Below are 16,664 nucleotides of genomic sequence, written 5' to 3'. Positions count from 1 at the left end.
GCCGTAATCGTCCAAACAACCGGCATATCTTGCACTTCCGTTCACGCGGCCGCTGTGGCCTCTTGGCATCGCCGACCCTCGGAGCAACCATGGGTGAGACGGCATGACGACGTACCACGACCTCACGGGCTTTCGCCGGGACATCCTCCAGGCCATCGCGGCCGTCGACGAGGAACCCTACGGCCTCGCGCTGAAGGCGTGGCTCGACGAGCGATACGAGACCGACATCGGGCACAGCCGCCTCTACCAGAACCTCGACCACCTCACTGAGGCCGGCCTCGTGACCCGCGAGCCCATCGACAAGCGCACGAACGCCTACCGCCTGACCGACACCGGCCGCGAACTGCTGGAGACCCAGGCGCGCGACCTCGCAAACGCGACCGACCAACGCCAGCTCGTCACCGACGGCGGCCAGGCAAACACCGAGGGCTACGTGCTGGCCGTCTACCAGACCTACGAGGACGGCGCCGAATTCGAGACTGGCCCTGACGGCACTATCACCAACCACGACGAGCTGGTCGAGGCCGGCCAGACCTACCGCGAGATTCGCCTGCTGGCCTGCGAGACCGTCGAGCGCTTTGACGTGTCTACCGTCGAACCGGGCGACGAACTCTACGACGACAGTCTCGAAGACTTAGAGCGCGGCGAGACCGTTCGCGTGAGCGAACTCCGGGGTGAGTCCGATGACTGAGCGCACCTGGCGGGACTACGACACCCACCTCATGCAGCAGGGGACGGCTCGCAACGACTACTTCCACGCGACCACGCGCTGCCCGCGTATCAACGACCCCGAGCTGACCGTCGACCGCCCCGAGTCCTACGTCGCCTACCACGAGCCCGACCCGTGTGCGACCTGTCACCCGGGCGTGGCCGCACCCGACCACGACGAGCAACTCGTCATCGTGCCCGGCGACCGCTTCGACGCGCACTATCACCGCGACGAACACTGTGTCGCCGTCGAGCAGATGACCGACCCGCAGCGCATGCCACCCGAGTCGACCGACGCCGAGCCGTGTTCAACCTGTGTCGGCCCCGACGGCGAGATGGCAACGGTGCTGGCGTGTCCGGAGTGTGACTCGCCGGCCGTCCGGCGGCTGGTCAAATCCGACGGCTGGACCTGTCGCGCGAAGGGGTGTGGCGCGACCTTCGACGAGCCCGTCGAGCGTGGGAACCGCGGCGGCAACGACGGGCCGGCGACGGGGCTGGCCCGGGAGTTGCTTGAGGCCGACCCCGAGGACGTGAGTGCCGAACACGCGGGAGGTGGATCCGCGTGACGGCCATCGACTGGCCCGCGGGGTTCGACCGGACGCCGCCGGCCCGGCGGGAACCGAACCGCAGCTTCGAGGCGTCGCTGGCCGATACCACCGAAGCCATCGCGACCGAGATGGCCCGCCTCGACCCCGATGACTGGCGCGCCTCTATCGGCAACAGCCACACCAAGAGTAACACGCTCCCCCAGTACAACGCGAACCCGGAAGACCCCGGGTTCGTCCTCCGGTGGTCGAAAAACGGCCAGCAGTTCGCGGTTGCCTGTGACGCCTACACCCGGCTCCGGGACAACGCTCGCGAGGTCTACCTGTGGGTCCACGAGACCCGTATGCGGGGCAACCGAGCCGTCGAGACCGGCGAGAGCGAGTTCGCGGCGGCACGACTCCCCAACAGTGACGACGACGCTGTCGTCGCCGCTGAGCCGGCTCACAAAGTTCTGGGTCTCGACCCCGACCCATCCGAGGCCGACGTTCGAGCAGCCTATCAGAGCGCCGTGAAGGACGCGCATCCCGACCATGGCGGGAGCCCGGAAGAGCTTCGAGCGGTCCGACGGGCCAAGGAGGTGCTCTTGGGCGATGGCTGAGGTCGTCAGCCCGGCCGAGCAGCACCTCGCCGGGGAGACCGAGGTCGAGTTTCAGTGTGGCATCGCCGCCAGTGACCCCAGTGGCCCGGACGAGCAGCCGTTCTGTGACCACGAGCCCGAGACTATCGAACTGGACGAGCCGGCCTACGTCGACGAGGACAACCACATCCACGTGCCGGGTCGGCCGGAAGTCTGTCCGGAGTGTGGCCAGCCGTTCGAGTTCGAATTCAACGGTGTCCGGGTGATGTTCTATGACTGACTACGAACTCGATATCGAGTCGGTCGGCGTTCCCCGCGGTGAGGGTGAGTCCTGGGACGCCCTCGCTGAGCGGCGCCGTCGCGAGCGTCGGCCGTCGTTCGACTGCTGTCTCTGTGGCGAGTCGTACGACTCCCGCGGCGAGGCCACGCGGTGCTGTTCGAAACGATTCGAGTAACAGAGCGATGCGGCTGGGCTCACTGGTGGCGGCTCGGTTCGATTCCGAGCGGGCCTCTCGACAGCGGGTGTGTCTAGCTTGGAACCCTGGCACGCCCGCTGTCGGGGAGAGACCCATGCAAACACAGAGCGAATATCATACTGAAACTGTCGGTGGGGTGGTCGACGAATGAGCGATGTCGACTGGCCGGCCGGCTTCGACAGAACCGACCCCGAACAACGAGATACGAACGAGCAGTACCGAGTATCGCTCCACGAGGCCGTTGACGACTTGGCGGCGGAACTGGACCTGCTGGATGTCGACGACTGGCGACTCGAGACGCCGATGCGTCACCAATCGAGAAACCTGAACTACCCGTATGCGAATCAGTCCGAGCCGGACGATTCCAGCGTGGTGCTTCGCTGGTCGATGGACGGTGAGCAGTTCGCCGTCGCCTGTGACGCGTACAGCCGCGTCCGTGATAACGTGCGAACCGTGGGCCTGTACGTTCGCGAGAAGCGCAAAATGGAGGCCCGACCGGTCACCACCGGAGAGAGCGAGTTCGCGAACGCCCGCCTGCCGAGCGGTGAGGCTGAAGCCATCGTCACGAACCGGTCGGCACACGAGGTGTTGGGTGTCGACCGCGACGCCACGCCTGCAGAAATCAGACGTGCCTTCCGCGAACGGGTGAAGGAAGCTCACCCGGACCACGGTGGCAGCGAAGCCGAGCTCCAGAACGTTCGAGAGGCGCGGGAGGTGTTGCTCGATGGCGAGTGACTCGCTATCGACAGTGTGTGGCTCTTCTTGGGGGTCCCAATGACGGGGGCGCCTATCGAGAACCCCGGAGACCTCTCGGTCCGCGAGGTCTACGAGCAGTTCCTCGACGCCAAGCAGCTGGACTACACGGAAGAGACGTTACGGGACTACGAGACCCGGCTCCGACAGTTCGTCCACTGGGCCGAAGACCAGGAGGACATCACCTGTATCGGTGATATAACCGGCTGGCATCTGGAGCAGTTCAAACTGTTCCGGCAGGGGCAGGACCTGGCACCGACGACGATGAAGGGCCAGATGACCTCGCTGAAGGTCTGGTTGGAGTATGCCGCCGGCATCGAGGCCGTCGACGATATGCTGCCCTACAAGGTCAACATCCCGACGCTCAGTCGGCGCGAGGAGACCGACGACACGCTACTCGAACCAGACGAAGCCCACCGAATCCTCTCGCACTATCGGGAATCACGAGTCGAGTACGCATCGAAAGGGCACGTCGCGTTGGAGGTCTCGTGGTACACCGGTGCCAGATTGGGTGCGCTCCGGGGGATCGACCTAGAGGACTACGACCCTGAGAAGGAACTTATCTGGTTCCGCCATCGCCCCCCGGAAACACCGCTAAAAAAGAAGGACCAAGGCGAGCGCCCCGTCGGACTCCCGACGGCCGTCTGTGAGGTTATAGACACGTACATTGAATCGGTCCGGTCACGCAAACGCGATGAAACTGGCCGCGAGCCGCTGTTCTGTGGACGCCAGGGGCGGCTAGCCCAGTCGACACTTCGGAACTGGCTCTATGCAGCGACCCTACCCTGTGTCCACACTGCCTGTCCCCATAGCAAGGATCCCGAGAGCTGTGAGTGGACCCAGCTCAACCACGCCAGCAAATGCCCATCCTCCCGCTCGCCGCATCAGATTCGAACTGGGAGTATCACGTGGCAACTGAACCGCGGTCTCTCCTTCGAGGCTGTGGGCAAACGGGTCAACAGCGACCCGGATACGCTGCGTCGGTACTACGATAAAGCAGCTGAGGTCGAGAAGCTCGAAGCCCGCCGTCGCGATTTCGTCAACAAACTCGGATTCACCAACAATGACAATTAGGAACTCCGCTCCGTCCGTCGAATCGCAAATATACCCATCAATTCCTCAGAACCGGCTATCCCTCCGACCCCATTCCGTATTTAAGCGCGTAGATGACGTCGTCCTTTTCGGAGTGACTCTTGCAGCTCTCTGGCTCATCGTTCGGTGGCCACCTTTCGGCGGGGTATCGGTGCCGGCGACGGGGCTGGTGAGTCAGACCCGTCCCGGGTAGCGCCACGTTCGTCTCGCAGTTGTCTCGGGCGACAACCGGCGAACCTGGCCAGTGGTGCGGCCCACGCAGTAGCGTCCGTTCGGTCGGACAGTTGTGGTTTTGTCCGTGCCCGCTACGGTCGGGTCCCGTCAGAACCCCGGATCGAGTTCGCTTTCCTTGCAGATATTGACGAACCCCTCCAGTGGCCCCATCGTCTCGGGTTCGATGGAAACGAACACGCCCCGCATCGAGCCACGGACGAAGTGAAAGCACATCGCCTCCTCGAAGCTGTGCATCGTGCAGTTGAGCTGCCCGACCTGAAAGACGTTTTCGAGATACTCGGTGCCCATTCCTTCTAGGATCAGTTCCTCGTGAATCTTCTCGAAGATGCGGGGCTTGGATTTGATGTCCTCGCGTTCGTAGCGCAGCGTCCACTCGGCCTCCTCGTAGGTGGCCACAGCCCTGAGATTATCGCCAACCTGATTCTGGAGGTCTGCAACGAGAGACACACGCGGTGTATGAACGGTGAAACAAATAAATATACTGACCAGCTGAGATGTCCAGTAGGACCGGTGATAGCCCCGTTCTCAGTCCTTTTGCGCCCGCGTTACACAGTTAGTCGATGGCCGCTTCGATGATTGTAGAAATACGGACGGAAAAATATGAGTTATCAGTCTGGAGCGCACGGGTAGGCATAGCGAGAGTCAAACAATGTCAGGGAAATACGATCTGGTTATCGTCGGCGGGGGAATCAGCGGGGCATCGCTGCTGTATACGACCGCGAAGTTCACGGATATAGACTCTATCGCACTCGTCGAAAAGGAAGACGAGGTCGCGGCCATCAACTCCCACCACACGAACAATTCCCAGACGCTGCATTTCGGTGATATCGAGACGAACTACACCCTAGAGAAGGCAAAAGAGGTAAAGGAGGGTGCCGAGCTGCTGGCGGGCTACCTGGAGAACCACGACCCGGACCGGGAGATGCACGCAAAGCGCTCGAAGATGGTGCTCGCGGTGGGCGAAGACGAGGTCCCACAGCTGGAAGAGCGCTACCACGAGGAGGGCTTTGGCGACCTGTTCCCGAAGCTCCGGCCGATCGGCCGCGACGAGATAGCGAACATCGAACCGAAGGTTCTGGAGGGCCGTGACCCCGACGTCGATATGCTCGCCCTGCAGACGCCCGATGGCTACGTCGTCGACTACGGCATGACGACGAAGTCGTTCGTCGAGCAGGCGGAGCAGGAAGCGAACGTCGATGTCTACACGGGGACGGAAGTGACGGACATCACGCCGACACTCGACGGACACACCATAGAGACCACCGAGGGCCGCTTCGACTGTGACGCGACTGTCGTCGCCGCCGGCTCCCACAGCCTCCAGATGGCCAAGGAGCTCGGCTACGGACAGGACAAGGTTCTCCTCCCCGTCGCGGGGAGTTTCTTCCTGGCGGACGACCTGCTGAACGGGAAGGTGTACACCTTACAGATGAAGAAGCTACCGTTCGCGGCGGTCCACGGCGACGCCGACGTCCACGACGCCTCTATCACTCGCTTTGGCCCGACGGCGAAGCTCGTGCCGGCGCTGGAGCGGGGTAACATCTCGACCGTCTCCGACTTCCTCGACGTGTTCGGGCTGAACGCGGCGGCGTTTCTCAGCTACGCCAACATCCTCTCGGACAAGGTGCTTCTCCCCTATGTCCTCCGGAACCTGCTCTATGACCTCCCCGAGGTCGGCCGGCGACAGTTCCTCCCGCACGTCCAGAAGGTTGTCCCGAGCGTCGAACTGGACGACATCGAACGCGCCAAGGGGTACGGCGGTGTCCGCCCGCAGATCGTCGACACGAAGGCCAAGTCCCTGGACATGGGTGAGGCGAAGATCGTCGGTGACGACGTCATCTTCAACATCACGCCGTCGCCGGGGGCGTCGACCTGCCTGAAGAACGCGATGCGGGACACGCACACGCTGCTCGAGTTCCTCGACGGCGAGTACGAGTTCGACGAGGCGGCGTTCCGCGAGGCCACTATCGGGAACTTCCCCTACGGCGAGGGCGCCGAGGCGCCGACCGCCGGTTCCGACGGCGTCGAAGAAGTGCCCGCGACGGACGACTGACCGCTCGCTTTCCCTGCCAGCCCGGCTCTCAGACGGGCAGATGCGACACAGCTGTCACCACTGACTCGTCTGTAAGCGACTGCCCGGCGATCTACAGGACGAAGGAGTGCTCTTCTCGCGGAGACGGCAACGAACGTCGGCACGGAAAAGCTCTTAATAGGGCGACGTGACCCGAACAGTGGGGATCTGGTTGTGGCATAGTGCACCCACCAGTTCCCCGGTACGACGACCGAACAGCCCTCAGTCCGTCGTCTCTGATGGCCCGAGGACGGAGGGATTTTCAGGGACCGCGTGTATCCACTCCGCATGGACGCCACGCGACTGCCCGGCACCGCTCGCCCCGACCAGGTGGTCGCACACGTCGATATGGACTGTTTCTACGCGGCCTGCGAACAGCGCCGGAAACCGGAGCTTTCGGGCGAACCGCTGGTCGTCGGAATGGGCTACGAGGACGGCGAGACACACGGCGCCGTCGCCACGGCGAGCTACGAGGCCCGCGAGTACGGCGTCGAGTCAGCGATGGCGATATCCGAGGCGCTCGAACGGCTCCCCCGACGGGCGGACGCCGACGGCGACGCCGACACCGGCATCTACCGGCCGGTCGATCTGGACTACTACGAGTCGGTCGCCGCGGAGGTCAAGACGATTCTCCACGCCGAGAGCGACACCGTCCGGGAGGTCAGCATCGACGAGGCGTACCTCGACATCACGGACGCCGTGGGCTGGGACGGCGCCGCGGCGTGGGCCAGCGACCTGCGGGCGACCATCGAGTCCGAGGTCGGCGTCGTCGCGAGCGTCGGCGTCGCCCCGACGATGAGCGCCGCGAAGGTCGCAAGCGACCGGGAGAAACCCGACGGCCTGGTCGTCGTCGAACCCGGTGACGTGCGGGAGTTTTTCGCCGATCTTCCCGTGGACGAGGTCCACGGCGTCGGACCGGTGACTGCCCGGCAACTCGCGGACCTCGGCATCGAGACAGCCGGGGGCCTCGCCCGGGCCGACCCGGAGGTCCTGGAAAGTCGCTTCGGCGAGCGCGGCCGTGAGATATGGCGCTACGCCCGCGGCGAAGACACCAGAGAAGTGACGCCGCGAGGGGACCCCAAGAGCCTCTCTCGGGAGTCCGCGTTCACCGAGGCCGTCGAGGCAATCGAGGAGAAAGAGCGGAAGGTCACCACGCTGGCAGCTGCGGTCGCGGACCGGGCCCACCGGAAAGAGGCCCGATACCAGACCATCGGCATCAAGGTGGTCGAACCGCCGTTCGATGTGCACACCCGCGCTCGGTCGCTTCCCGGCCCCGTCGCCGACGCCGACCTGGTCGAGTCCATCGCGCTCGACCTGCTCTCTGAGTTCGCCGAGCGGCCGGTCCGGAAGCTCGGCGTGCGCGTCTCCAACCTGGACTTCTCGGGGGGCGAGCAGGCCAGCCTCGGCGGGTTCGGGGACGGGAGCGAAACGGCAGAAACGGCCGCTAACGGGTCACCGGCCGACGCTTCGGCGTCGACACCGGAGGGCCAGGCGAGTCTGACCGCCTTCGACGGGACCGAGTCTAACGGGGATACAGACAGCGCGGCGACCAGTGATGACGGGGTGGACGACACCGACGGGCAGGCCTCGCTGGGCGATTTCGGGTAAGCGAGCCACTGCTCAGGAGACACCGTTCTCCAGGTTCTCTAGGAGTTTGCCGACGAACAGCCCCGCTCTCGGAGAGATAGTGTCCGCTTCGGGGACGGTCGTGGGGTGGGCCGCGAGCGTCTCGACGAACTGCTCGCTGTGTGTCATCGCCGAGAGCATATCCACCACGTCGACGACGAGGCCCTCGTCGGAGGTGTCCATCTGGGGGTAGTGCTCTTTCTGGCTCTCCGCGTAGGTAATCGTCCAGGCCGGGCCACCGACCGCCGTGACAACGTCATCGAGCGGACCGACCGCCAGTTTGCCGTCAGGCGTGCCGACGTAGACGGTGTCGTCCTCGACGAACGTCTCGTAGCGTGCCATACTGTCCCATCCCCGCGCTCAGCTCAACAGAGACGCGCCACGACCATAGCCCTTGCTCACGGACACATCAGGCCGCTGACGCTCGTCTGACGGAGAGTTATGGGGCAAGCGATACTCTCACCGGACAACAACGAATGGCAGAGACTGAACACATCACCGTGGCCGACACGAGCGCCGGGCCCGGCGGGATGGAAGACCCCGGACAGTCCGTGGATATCCCGGTGGTGGAGCTGCTGACCGGCCGCGGCTTTATCACCGGCAAGTCCGGTTCGGGCAAGTCAAACACCGCCAGTGTCGTCGCGGAGAAGTTACTGGACAACGGCTTTGGCCTGCTCGTCGTCGACATCGACGGCGAGTACTACGGGCTCAAAGAGGAGTACGAGATACTCCACGTCGGCGGCGACGAGGAGTGTGACATCCAGGTGACCGAGGAACACGCCGGCAAGATCGCCTCGCTCGCGCTCGAACAGAACGTCCCCATCATCCTCGACGTCTCCTCCTTTCTCGACGAGGACGAAGCCGAGAGCCTGCTGACCGAGGTCGCCAAGGCGCTGTTCGCCAAGGCGAAGAAGCAGAAACAGCCGTTCCTCATGCTGGTCGAGGAGTGCCACGAGTGGATTCCCGAGCAGGGCTCGATGGGCGAGGTCGGCAAGATGCTCATCAAGATCGGGAAGCGCGGCCGGAAACACGGGCTGGGCATCGTCGGCATCAGCCAGCGGCCGGCCGACGTGAAGAAAGACTACATCACCCAGTGTGACTGGCTCGTGTGGCATCGGCTCACCTGGAACAACGACACGAAGGTCGTCGGCCGCATTCTCGACAGCCAGTACGCCGACGCCGTCGAGGACTTAGACGACGGCGAGGCCTTTATGATGACCGACTGGGCCGAGCAGGTCCGCCGGGTGCAGTTCCACCGCAAGCAGACCTTCGACGCCGGCGCCACGCCCGGGCTGGACGACTTCGAGCGGCCCGAACTCAAATCCGTCAGCGAGGACCTGGTCTCGGAACTGGAAACCATCAGCGAGGAGAAACAGGCCACCGAGAACCGAATCAAGGAGCTGCGCGAGGAGCTTGACAAGAAGAACTCCCGCATCGCCGAGCTGGAGACCGAGCTACAGGACGCCAGGGACCTCCAGCGGATGGCCGAGCAGTTCACCGACGCCCTGCTGGGCCACGTCGAGGGGGCCAACCCCGGCCGCACGGCAAAAGAGGAGATGCAGCGCAAACGTGAGCGGCGCCAGGGCGACGCCGAACCGCCAGCCGGCTCGATGCCGGCCGACTCCGCAGCCGAATCGACTGCAGCGACTGACGCCGGGCCGGCAACCGACTCGACCGCCCCGGCCGACGACACCGAAGCGAGTAGTGAGCCCGACACGACCTCCGGGGGCGGCTTCGGGGACGCGTTCAGCGCCTTCGACGACGACGGCGTGGCGATGAACGGCGGCAGCGACGGGGCGGGTGCCAGCGCGAACGGGGCGACCGCGAACGGCTCCGCGCCCGACGAGTCGACACAGGGCAGCTCCGATGCGGCCCTTGAGGCCGCGCTCGCGGCGGTCGCCGAAGAGGATGGCGGCGAAGCGACTGGGGAAGACGCGGGTGGAAACAGCGATGCCGGTGCCGAGGCGGACACAGCCACACAGGGGAACCGTCCCGCAGTCGTCCGCGATATCGGGAGCGATATCGAGACGCTGGAGGAGAAGACGAGACGGATGCTCGCGTACTACCGGGAACACGGGCCGGGGACGCCGCTGAACGCCCACTTCTCCGCGGGCGGCTCGGGCGACCGCACTGCGGCGTACGCCCGGAACCGAACCCTCCGCCTCGACGGGTTCATAGAGCACGTGGGCCGCGGGAAGTACGACTCCCGGCTGGCGGCGCTGGTACGGGAGGCAAGTGACGAGGACATCGACGAGCAGACGGCCGCCGCGTACGCAGAACAGATCGAGCGCGCACTCGTCGAGCAGCGGGACTGATACGGAACGCCGTAGTCCGCCCGGTACTGTCGACTCCCCGAACAACCGCCGGGAGACAGCGACAACGCCCTGTAGAGCTGTGACTGTTCTGGTGGGGCGACTGCGCGGGACGGCCCTTCGAAAAATGTGCGTTCGAGTAGCCGGCTCAGTTCAGCGGCGCGACGAGGTCTTCCAGCGCGGCGCGGGGGTCGTCGGCCTTCGCGACGCCGCTTGCCAGCAGGACGCCAGTCGCGCCGAGGTCGCTCGCCGAGACGAGGTCCTCGCCGGTCGAGATGCCGGCGCCACAGAGCACGTCCACGTCGCCGTCCACGCGGGCAGCGGCGTCGACCGCGCCGGTGACGATGTCGGGGTCGGCCTTGCTGACGGGCGTGCCGGTACCGATGAGCTCCGGCGGTTCGACGGCGACGGCGTCGGGACCGAGCGCCGCAGCGGCGCCGATCTGTGCGGGGTTGTTCGCACAGACGATGGTCTCCAGGTCGACGCGGTCGGCGGCGTCCAGCGAGGCGTCGATATCGGCCAGCTTGAGGCGGTTCTCGGAGTGGTTCAGCAGCGTCCCCTCGGCGCCGGCGTCGGCGACGGCCTCGGCGAGCGTGGAGCCGGTGTGGCTGCCCTGTTCGTTCGGGCTGACGTGCTGGGCCCAGGTCTCGACGCCTGTCTCGGCGACGGCGTCGATGTGGGCGGCCTGTGGTGCGACGGCGACGCGGACGCCGGAGTCGTCGGCGACGTCGGCCGCAGCGGTGGCTACCTCTATCGGGTCACACGGGTACGCCTTGAGATTGACAAGGACGAACATAGCCGTAGACGCGGACGCCGGTGGGAAATAGATTGCGTGTTCGGGCCCGCTCGCGGCGCCGAGCAGTGAGCATTAAGACACTGCGGAAAGTAGCCACCGAGAGACAAGCCGTGAGCACAGGCGACGCGACACCGACCGTACTCATCGTCGAAGACGAACAGCACCTCGCGGACCTCTACACCGACTACCTCGACGACAGCTACGACGTCCGGACGGCCTACAGCGGCGAAGAGGGGCTCGAACGCCTCTCCGAGGACATCGACGTCGTCCTGCTGGACCGTCGGATGCCCGTCGTCTCGGGCAACGAGGTGCTTGCGGAAATCGAAGAGCAGTCACTGCCCTGCCGGGTGGCGATGGTGACGGCCGTCAACCCGGACTTCGATATCATCGAGATGCGCGTCGACGACTACCTCGTCAAGCCCGTCACGCAGTCGGAGCTGACCGACGTCGTCGAGCGCCTCCAGAAGATCGGGGCCTACAACGAGCAGCTCCAGGCGCTGACGACCCGGAAGCTAAAGCGCAACGTCCTCCAGGTCGAGAAGACCCAGACCGAACTCGAACGGAGCCAGCGCTACCAGCGGCTCCAAGACGAGATCGCCGAGATATCCGACCGCGTCGACGAACTGGCCGCCGAGTTAGATGTCGAAGAAGAAGACCTCCGGCTCTAGTCCTTGCGCTGGACGACGTCACCAAGCGTGTAGCTGCCGTCGCTCTCCCCGCCCGACCACTCCTCTTCGTCCGAACTCCCGCCGGCGCTCAGGTCGACGCCCAGCGACTTCTCTATTTTCGCTCGAACGTCGTCGCTGGGCAGCGAGTTGCCCTGCTCTAGCTTCCGGATGAGGCTCGCCTTCTCGTTGAGTTGCTGGGCCAGTTCCGTCTGACTCAGCCCCTCGGCCTCGCGGGCCGACCGAATCTGGTCGTCGAAGTCCTGTGCGATCTCGTCCATCTCGTCGAACATGTCCCGTCGGCGGCCGCCGCCCGAGGAACTGGACGAGCTTGACGACGACGAGGACGACGAACCCGACCCGGAAGAGGAAGTGGAGTACTTCGTCGACGTGGACGAGGAGGAATCCTCTGTCTTGAGCTCGGTACCGAATTCGGTACACTCGTCACAGACGTCGAGTTCGGCCCCCTCGATTTTGACGCGGCTCGGAGACGAAACCTCCTTGCCACACATCTCGCACTGAACCATACGGCGGAGTTGGAGAGGGTCCCGTATAAATGGTGCGCTGGGCGGGTGTCAGTCCTCGGGGCCGTGTGCGACCGCGATTGGCAACGGACACACGCGTACCCGGTCGTCGCCGCTTCTCACCTGTTTCAGACGGTGCTATCTGAGCTCCGATAGCGGGGCAAAGTGAGCGTTTCGCCGCTCGTACTGTTACTATGTCCGTGGCGATATTCGACGAGGCCGGCGGTGAACTCTTCGGTACTGGTGCAGCCGACAGTCTTAGAGGCCGAAGTGTCCCTCGCGCTCGACGACGGCATACCCCTGCGCTCTGAGCGCGGCGTCGCGGTATCGTTTCGCGAGTAGCTGCTGTGGCACCCGCCGGAGACCGAACCGCCGGTCGGACGTGTACGCGACGTCGACGACGGTGTGGCCGTCGGCATTGCCGACCGTCGCGGTGTATGTCCCCCATGGGTTGTCGTTTACCCGCATCTCCAGTTCGACTCTCCGGTTCCCGTCGGAGGTGGACTCGGCCTGTGTGTGGACGGTGGGTTTGACAGAGCGCAAGCCGAACAGATACGAGGTCGTGTACGTCGGCACGCCGTCTTCGATGGTGACTGCATCGGCGACGCCCCACTGCAGGGCGAGCACCGGCGGTGTCGGGCCCGTCAGCGCGTCGAGGACAGCCTCGGGGTCGTCGTCAGTTCGCAGCCGCACCGTTCCCACAGACCGCAGTATCGGAGCGCGTGCAACGACGACCACGACGACGGCGACGATAGCCGCCGGAAAGAGCGATGTCCCAACGTACGCTCCGAGACACACTGACACCGCGAGTATCACCACCAGTGCACTGGCGAGACGCTCGCGTCTGCGATATCGGTTGGCGACGCTCAGCGCTTGCTGGGGCCGCTCGATACGTTCCGTGGAGGGCATCACTGCAATCCCCGTACCCCGGTTCATTAGCTCTGGTGAAACGCGTCGCGCGTCTCGTGTGTCGGTCCCCCGACGTGGAGCCGTCGTCAAGCGGAGAACGTGAGACACCCTGTAGCCTTTATCTGCACCGGCAGAGAGTGACAACTGATGCCCTCCATCATCGAGAAGCTCGTCCTCCGTGAGCCGGCTGGACGACCGAATTCGTGGATCCAGTTCGTCGCGTCTCTCGCGTTCTTGGGGATATACGCATGGAGCGCCGGCGGCGATAGCTCCGGCAGTTGGTTACTTGTAATGGCTGTCGCGTCCGCGCTGTCCGGTGTCGCCGAGTCCCTCCCGAAAGACAGACACCTTCTGGCCGGTGTGTTCCGTCTGACCGCGATTTCGGCGTTGCTCTGTCTCCTCGCTGCTATCGTCTTCGTTCCGGAGTTCATCGTCGGGCGACCGCTTACAGGAGTTGGGCGTCACTGACGTGCAATACGGTGGAAAGAGAGACCGCTGTGCTGGCCGCTCGTCCCGGTTCGTACCTGTAATAGGTGATTCTCCGGTTCCACTATGGTGTCAGTGAAACCCCGTCACTCCAGTGCCCGCATCGCGTGGTAGAACCGCTGGGCGGCGGTGACGTGGCCGACGACGGCGAAGACGACGAGCAGCCAGCCGACGGGGTCCAGCCCGAGGCCGGTCGGGCGGACGAACGCGGCGATGCCGGTGACGATACCCACGAGGGCGAGGCGGTCAGCGCGGCCGAGCAGCCCGCCGTAGACGCGGTCGAGCCCGACGGCCTGGGACTGGGTGCCCAGGTAGGAGGTCATCAGGACGCCGGTGACAGCGGCGATACCCAGCGCCCACTGGCCGATGCCGGCGGCCAGCCCGACGATGATGACGATGTCGGCGTAGCGGTCCAGCACGTGGTCGAGCAGGTCCCCCGCGGATGAGGCGATGTCCAGTTCCCTGGCCAGGGCGCCGTCGACGAGGTCCAGCCAGCCGTTCAGGAAGACGAGGACCGCGCCGACGAGATACAGGAGCGGCCGGCTCGCGGCCACGGCGTAGACGCCGCCGGCGGCGACCGCAAGCAGGAAAGCGATGACGCTGACGCCGTTGGGCGACAGTCCGACCGTTCGGGCCAGCCCGACGAACGGGTCGAGCGCGCGGTCGGCCACGTGGCGGAATCTATCGAGTGTCATAGCCAGTCGACGTAGGAGACGGTGCCGGCGCTCGGTTCACGCTCCCCGTCGATAACGGCCGCTATCTCGGCGGCCACGTCGTCGGGGTCGCGCTCGGTCGTGTCTATCTCGTAGACGCTGTCGGTACCGTGGTGGTGGACGGCCTCCGAGAGGACGACGTCGAGCGCCTCGGACTCGGCGTTCTCGTAGGCCTTCGAGTCGGAGTCACCACGCTCGCGGAGCCGCTCGACCACGGTGTCGGGGTGGGCGCGGAGAACGACCACACGGTCGGCCTCGAAGTTGTGCGCGAGGTGGGACTCGACGACGACGTCGTCGCGGCCGTCGAGCCACGTCGCCAGCGCGTCCATGTCGGCGACGAGGCTGCCCCGCTCCTCGTCGGTCCCCGTCGAGAACCCCTCGGACTTGATGACGTCGTTGAGGTGTATCACGTCGAGGTCCGTCTCCAGCCGCTCCGTCGCGGTGGTCTTGCCCGTCCCCGGGGTGCCGGTGACGGCGACTCTCACGTCCCGGCCTCCGCGATGGCGTCGTTGAGCACGGCGACCGCCTGCTTCGTGTCCGCCTTCGTCCCGCAGGTGATGCGGATGCACTCGGGCAGGCCGAAGGAGGAACAGTCACGGACGATGACGCCCTCGGCCTGTGCGGCGTCGGCGACCGCCGCGGCGTCGCCGACCTCGGCCAGCACGAAGTTGCCGGCGCTCTCCCAGGTCGGCGCCGCGAGCTCCTCGTAGATGTACTCGCGGGCCCAGGCTGCGGTCTCGACGCTGCGCTCGACGTGGTCGTCGTCGTCCAGCGCGGCGAGGCCGGCCCGGCAGGCGAGTTCGCTCGCGGAGAAGGGGGTGTTGATACGGGCGTAGGCGTCGGCCCACTCCTCGGGGACGAGCGCGTAGCCAAGGCGGACGCCGGCCAGGCCGTAGGCCTTCGAGAACGTCCGCAGGAGCGCCACGTCGTCGCGCTCGGAGAGCAGCGGCCGCGCGCTCGGGCTGTCGGTGAACTCGCCGTAGGCCTCATCGACCAGCGTCAGGGTCTCCGCGTCGGTCCGTTCGGCAATCTCCCGCACCGCATCGAGCGTGAACTCCTTGCCCGTGGGGTTGTGCGGGCTCGTGAGATAGACGATGCGCTCGCCGTCGTAGTCGTCGAGTACTACGTCTGCGGTCTGGGCGAAGTCGTCGGCCTTCGACAGCGTGTACTCCGCGACCTCGCCGTGGTGGTAGCGGGCGCTCATCGGGTAGTAGGCGAAGCCGGGCGTGGGGACCAGCACCTCGTCGCCGGGGGAGAGCATCGCCCGGGCGAGACAGTCCAGGGCCCCGTCGCCGCCGTTGCCGAGCCAGACCTGTTCGGGGACTACGTCCCAGCGGTCGGCCAGCGCCTCGACCAGGTCGGCGTGGGACGCTTTCGGGTAGGAGTGCATCCGCTCGGCCGACTCGCGGATGGCCTCGACCGCCAGCGGGCTGGGGCCGAACATGTTCTCGTTCGACGACAGCTTCACCATCGCGTCGGGGTCCAGGCCGAGTTCTCGGGCGACTTCCTCGATACCGCGGCCCGCCCGGTAGGCGGTGTGCGCGGAGAGGTCCCGTGGGTTCATGTACGGGCCAAGCGGGCCGGGCGGCTTAAGCGTGCCCAACTGCAGGCAGTGTCCCGGAACGGACCGACCGCTGTCCAGCGTGCGGACCGAGTACATGACGTTCAAGGGGATCGGGCCCAACCACCGCACATGACGCTCGTCGACGCCGCAATCTACGCCACGCACCTCGTCTTCGCGGGCCTGTGGTCCGGTACCGTGTTGTTCACAAGCTACGCCGTCGTTCCGACCGCGATGGGCGGTGACATGCAGGCCAGTGCTCTGGAAGCGATCACCGGCAAGCTCCGGACCGTCTCGCGGGCCAGTTCCGTCCTCCTGTTGCTGACCGGCGGTCACCTCGCCGCGACGCGCTACACCGGCGAGAGCCTCTTCGCGACGGGCCGTGGCCACCTCGTCCTCGCGATGGTCGCGCTGTGGTTCGCGCTGGCCGCCCTCGTGGAGATCGGGGCCTCGAAGCTCGCCGATGGTACGGCACAGCAGAAGGTGCGCCAGCCGGCGGCCGAAGCCCGTCCGCTCTTGCTTGCCGCCTCGGTCGTCGCCGTCCTCCTGCTCGTCGACGCCGGCGCCATCCTCGGGCTCTACTACTGAGACTGTCGGCTGTCCGTTGCCTTTCGGACG

Annotated in this window: 20 protein-coding genes and 1 pseudogene; 13 read left to right on the top strand and 8 right to left on the bottom strand. The window is 65.6% G+C overall.

The features are described 5' to 3' along the window. Positions 1 to 103: 103 nt before the first annotated feature. The 7 genes and pseudogenes from VJ162_RS03455 to VJ162_RS03425 all read left to right on the top strand — a co-directional run. Positions 104 to 415, top strand: a pseudogene (locus tag VJ162_RS03455) (PadR family transcriptional regulator); the annotation flags it as partial. Between the two features lie 268 nt (positions 416 to 683). Further along, positions 684 to 1,274, top strand: coding sequence for an eL43 family ribosomal protein (locus tag VJ162_RS03450; protein ID WP_324662400.1), 591 nt, complete (start codon positions 684 to 686; stop codon positions 1,272 to 1,274). Beyond that, a complete protein-coding gene (locus VJ162_RS03445; RefSeq protein WP_324662398.1) occupies positions 1,271 to 1,852 on the top strand; it encodes a J domain-containing protein in 582 nt (193 codons plus the stop codon). Before VJ162_RS03450 ends, VJ162_RS03445 begins: the two co-directional genes overlap by 4 nt. Continuing rightward, a complete protein-coding gene (locus tag VJ162_RS03440; RefSeq protein WP_324662396.1) occupies positions 1,845 to 2,111 on the top strand; it encodes a hypothetical protein in 267 nt (88 codons plus the stop codon). The genes VJ162_RS03445 and VJ162_RS03440 overlap by 8 nt, the downstream gene beginning before the upstream one ends. Then, positions 2,104 to 2,286 carry a hypothetical protein gene (locus VJ162_RS03435; protein ID WP_324662395.1) on the top strand — a complete coding sequence of 61 codons (183 nt, stop codon included), beginning with the start codon at positions 2,104 to 2,106 and terminating at the stop codon, positions 2,284 to 2,286. Before VJ162_RS03440 ends, VJ162_RS03435 begins: the two co-directional genes overlap by 8 nt. A 168-nt stretch (positions 2,287 to 2,454) precedes the next feature. Continuing rightward, positions 2,455 to 3,042, top strand: a complete 588-nt coding sequence (locus VJ162_RS03430; RefSeq protein WP_324662394.1) for a J domain-containing protein — start codon at positions 2,455 to 2,457, stop codon at positions 3,040 to 3,042. A gap of 39 nt (positions 3,043 to 3,081) precedes the next feature. Next, positions 3,082 to 4,134 carry a tyrosine-type recombinase/integrase gene (locus VJ162_RS03425; protein ID WP_324662393.1) on the top strand — a complete coding sequence of 351 codons (1,053 nt, stop codon included), beginning with the start codon at positions 3,082 to 3,084 and terminating at the stop codon, positions 4,132 to 4,134. A 339-nt stretch (positions 4,135 to 4,473) separates the two neighbouring features. Here VJ162_RS03425 and VJ162_RS03420 read toward each other — a convergent pair whose 3' ends face one another. Then, positions 4,474 to 4,833 carry a hypothetical protein gene (locus tag VJ162_RS03420; RefSeq protein ID WP_324662392.1) on the bottom strand — a complete coding sequence of 120 codons (360 nt, stop codon included), beginning with the start codon at positions 4,831 to 4,833 and terminating at the stop codon, positions 4,474 to 4,476. A 202-nt stretch (positions 4,834 to 5,035) separates the two neighbouring features. On the opposite strand from VJ162_RS03420, the gene VJ162_RS03415 reads away from it, so the two are divergent. Together VJ162_RS03415 and dinB are read left to right on the top strand one after the other, a co-directional pair. Next, a complete protein-coding gene (locus VJ162_RS03415) occupies positions 5,036 to 6,436 on the top strand; it encodes an FAD-dependent oxidoreductase (RefSeq protein WP_324662390.1) in 1,401 nt (466 codons plus the stop codon). Positions 6,437 to 6,742: 306 nt separating this feature from the next. Continuing rightward, the gene (gene dinB / locus VJ162_RS03410; RefSeq protein ID WP_324662389.1) at positions 6,743 to 8,062 is read left to right on the top strand and encodes a DNA polymerase IV; all 1,320 of its coding nucleotides are present in this window, start codon (positions 6,743 to 6,745) and stop codon (positions 8,060 to 8,062) included. Positions 8,063 to 8,074: 12 nt separating this feature from the next. Here dinB and VJ162_RS03405 read toward each other — a convergent pair whose 3' ends face one another. Continuing rightward, positions 8,075 to 8,422 (bottom strand): hypothetical protein, encoded by a 348-nt coding sequence (locus tag VJ162_RS03405; protein ID WP_324662388.1) that lies wholly within the window; start codon positions 8,420 to 8,422, stop codon positions 8,075 to 8,077. Positions 8,423 to 8,556: 134 nt separating this feature from the next. On the opposite strand from VJ162_RS03405, the gene VJ162_RS03400 reads away from it, so the two are divergent. Then, entirely contained in the window at positions 8,557 to 10,395 is a 1,839-nt protein-coding gene (locus VJ162_RS03400) for an ATP-binding protein (protein ID WP_324662387.1), read from the top strand. Between the two features lie 145 nt (positions 10,396 to 10,540). On the opposite strand, the gene tpiA is transcribed toward VJ162_RS03400, so the two are convergent. Continuing rightward, positions 10,541 to 11,188: a triose-phosphate isomerase gene (gene tpiA / locus VJ162_RS03395; protein ID WP_324662385.1), complete on the bottom strand. Its 648-nt coding sequence runs from the start codon at positions 11,186 to 11,188 to the stop codon at positions 10,541 to 10,543. A 110-nt stretch (positions 11,189 to 11,298) separates the two neighbouring features. On the opposite strand from tpiA, the gene VJ162_RS03390 reads away from it, so the two are divergent. Then, positions 11,299 to 11,856, top strand: coding sequence for a response regulator (locus VJ162_RS03390; protein ID WP_324662384.1), 558 nt, complete (start codon positions 11,299 to 11,301; stop codon positions 11,854 to 11,856). Here VJ162_RS03390 and VJ162_RS03385 read toward each other — a convergent pair. Both VJ162_RS03385 and VJ162_RS03380 read right to left on the bottom strand, forming a co-directional pair. Beyond that, positions 11,853 to 12,380, bottom strand: a complete 528-nt coding sequence (locus VJ162_RS03385) for a multiprotein bridging factor aMBF1 (protein WP_324662383.1) — start codon at positions 12,378 to 12,380, stop codon at positions 11,853 to 11,855. The genes VJ162_RS03390 and VJ162_RS03385 overlap by 4 nt on opposite strands. A gap of 255 nt (positions 12,381 to 12,635) precedes the next feature. Continuing rightward, on the bottom strand, positions 12,636 to 13,286 hold the full coding sequence (locus VJ162_RS03380) for a hypothetical protein (protein ID WP_324662381.1): 651 nt from the start codon (positions 13,284 to 13,286) through the stop codon (positions 12,636 to 12,638). A 147-nt stretch (positions 13,287 to 13,433) separates the two neighbouring features. Between VJ162_RS03380 and VJ162_RS03375 the strand changes: the two genes are divergently transcribed. Next, positions 13,434 to 13,754 (top strand): hypothetical protein, encoded by a 321-nt coding sequence (locus VJ162_RS03375; RefSeq protein WP_324662380.1) that lies wholly within the window; start codon positions 13,434 to 13,436, stop codon positions 13,752 to 13,754. A gap of 104 nt (positions 13,755 to 13,858) precedes the next feature. On the opposite strand, the gene VJ162_RS03370 is transcribed toward VJ162_RS03375, so the two are convergent. The 3 genes from VJ162_RS03370 to hisC are packed head-to-tail and all read right to left on the bottom strand — an operon-like array spanning position 13,859 to position 16,049. Beyond that, a complete protein-coding gene (locus VJ162_RS03370) occupies positions 13,859 to 14,467 on the bottom strand; it encodes a CDP-alcohol phosphatidyltransferase family protein (protein WP_324662379.1) in 609 nt (202 codons plus the stop codon). After that, the gene (locus VJ162_RS03365) at positions 14,464 to 14,970 is read right to left on the bottom strand and encodes an adenylate kinase family protein (protein ID WP_324662377.1); all 507 of its coding nucleotides are present in this window, start codon (positions 14,968 to 14,970) and stop codon (positions 14,464 to 14,466) included. The genes VJ162_RS03370 and VJ162_RS03365 overlap by 4 nt, the downstream gene beginning before the upstream one ends. Further along, on the bottom strand, positions 14,967 to 16,049 hold the full coding sequence (hisC, locus tag VJ162_RS03360) for a histidinol-phosphate transaminase (protein WP_324662375.1): 1,083 nt from the start codon (positions 16,047 to 16,049) through the stop codon (positions 14,967 to 14,969). The genes VJ162_RS03365 and hisC overlap by 4 nt, the downstream gene beginning before the upstream one ends. Positions 16,050 to 16,178: 129 nt before the next feature. Between hisC and VJ162_RS03355 the strand changes: the two genes are divergently transcribed. After that, positions 16,179 to 16,634, top strand: coding sequence for a transporter (locus tag VJ162_RS03355; RefSeq protein WP_324662374.1), 456 nt, complete (start codon positions 16,179 to 16,181; stop codon positions 16,632 to 16,634). Positions 16,635 to 16,664 lie beyond the last annotated feature (30 nt).

It is taken from the genome of Haloarcula sediminis (genome assembly GCF_035656455.1).
GTDB lineage: Archaea > Halobacteriota > Halobacteria > Halobacteriales > Haloarculaceae > Haloarcula > Haloarcula sediminis.
This window is presented reverse-complemented; position numbering and strand designations above follow the sequence as displayed.

Coding starts and splice junctions, on each gene's coding strand:
- VJ162_RS03450 (WP_324662400.1), top strand. CDS start 684: ATGACTGAGCGCACCTGGCGGGACTACGACACCCACCTCATGCAGCAG.
- VJ162_RS03440 (WP_324662396.1), top strand. CDS start 1,845: ATGGCTGAGGTCGTCAGCCCGGCCGAGCAGCACCTCGCCGGGGAGACC.
- VJ162_RS03435 (WP_324662395.1), top strand. CDS start 2,104: ATGACTGACTACGAACTCGATATCGAGTCGGTCGGCGTTCCCCGCGGT.
- VJ162_RS03430 (WP_324662394.1), top strand. CDS start 2,455: ATGAGCGATGTCGACTGGCCGGCCGGCTTCGACAGAACCGACCCCGAA.
- VJ162_RS03425 (WP_324662393.1), top strand. CDS start 3,082: ATGACGGGGGCGCCTATCGAGAACCCCGGAGACCTCTCGGTCCGCGAG.
- VJ162_RS03415 (WP_324662390.1), top strand. CDS start 5,036: ATGTCAGGGAAATACGATCTGGTTATCGTCGGCGGGGGAATCAGCGGG.
- dinB (WP_324662389.1), top strand. CDS start 6,743: ATGGACGCCACGCGACTGCCCGGCACCGCTCGCCCCGACCAGGTGGTC.
- VJ162_RS03405 (WP_324662388.1), bottom strand. CDS start 8,422: ATGGCACGCTACGAGACGTTCGTCGAGGACGACACCGTCTACGTCGGC.
- VJ162_RS03400 (WP_324662387.1), top strand. CDS start 8,557: ATGGCAGAGACTGAACACATCACCGTGGCCGACACGAGCGCCGGGCCC.
- tpiA (WP_324662385.1), bottom strand. CDS start 11,188: ATGTTCGTCCTTGTCAATCTCAAGGCGTACCCGTGTGACCCGATAGAG.
- VJ162_RS03385 (WP_324662383.1), bottom strand. CDS start 12,380: ATGGTTCAGTGCGAGATGTGTGGCAAGGAGGTTTCGTCTCCGAGCCGC.
- VJ162_RS03380 (WP_324662381.1), bottom strand. CDS start 13,286: ATGCCCTCCACGGAACGTATCGAGCGGCCCCAGCAAGCGCTGAGCGTC.
- VJ162_RS03375 (WP_324662380.1), top strand. CDS start 13,434: ATGCCCTCCATCATCGAGAAGCTCGTCCTCCGTGAGCCGGCTGGACGA.
- VJ162_RS03370 (WP_324662379.1), bottom strand. CDS start 14,467: ATGACACTCGATAGATTCCGCCACGTGGCCGACCGCGCGCTCGACCCG.
- hisC (WP_324662375.1), bottom strand. CDS start 16,049: ATGAACCCACGGGACCTCTCCGCGCACACCGCCTACCGGGCGGGCCGC.
- VJ162_RS03355 (WP_324662374.1), top strand. CDS start 16,179: ATGACGCTCGTCGACGCCGCAATCTACGCCACGCACCTCGTCTTCGCG.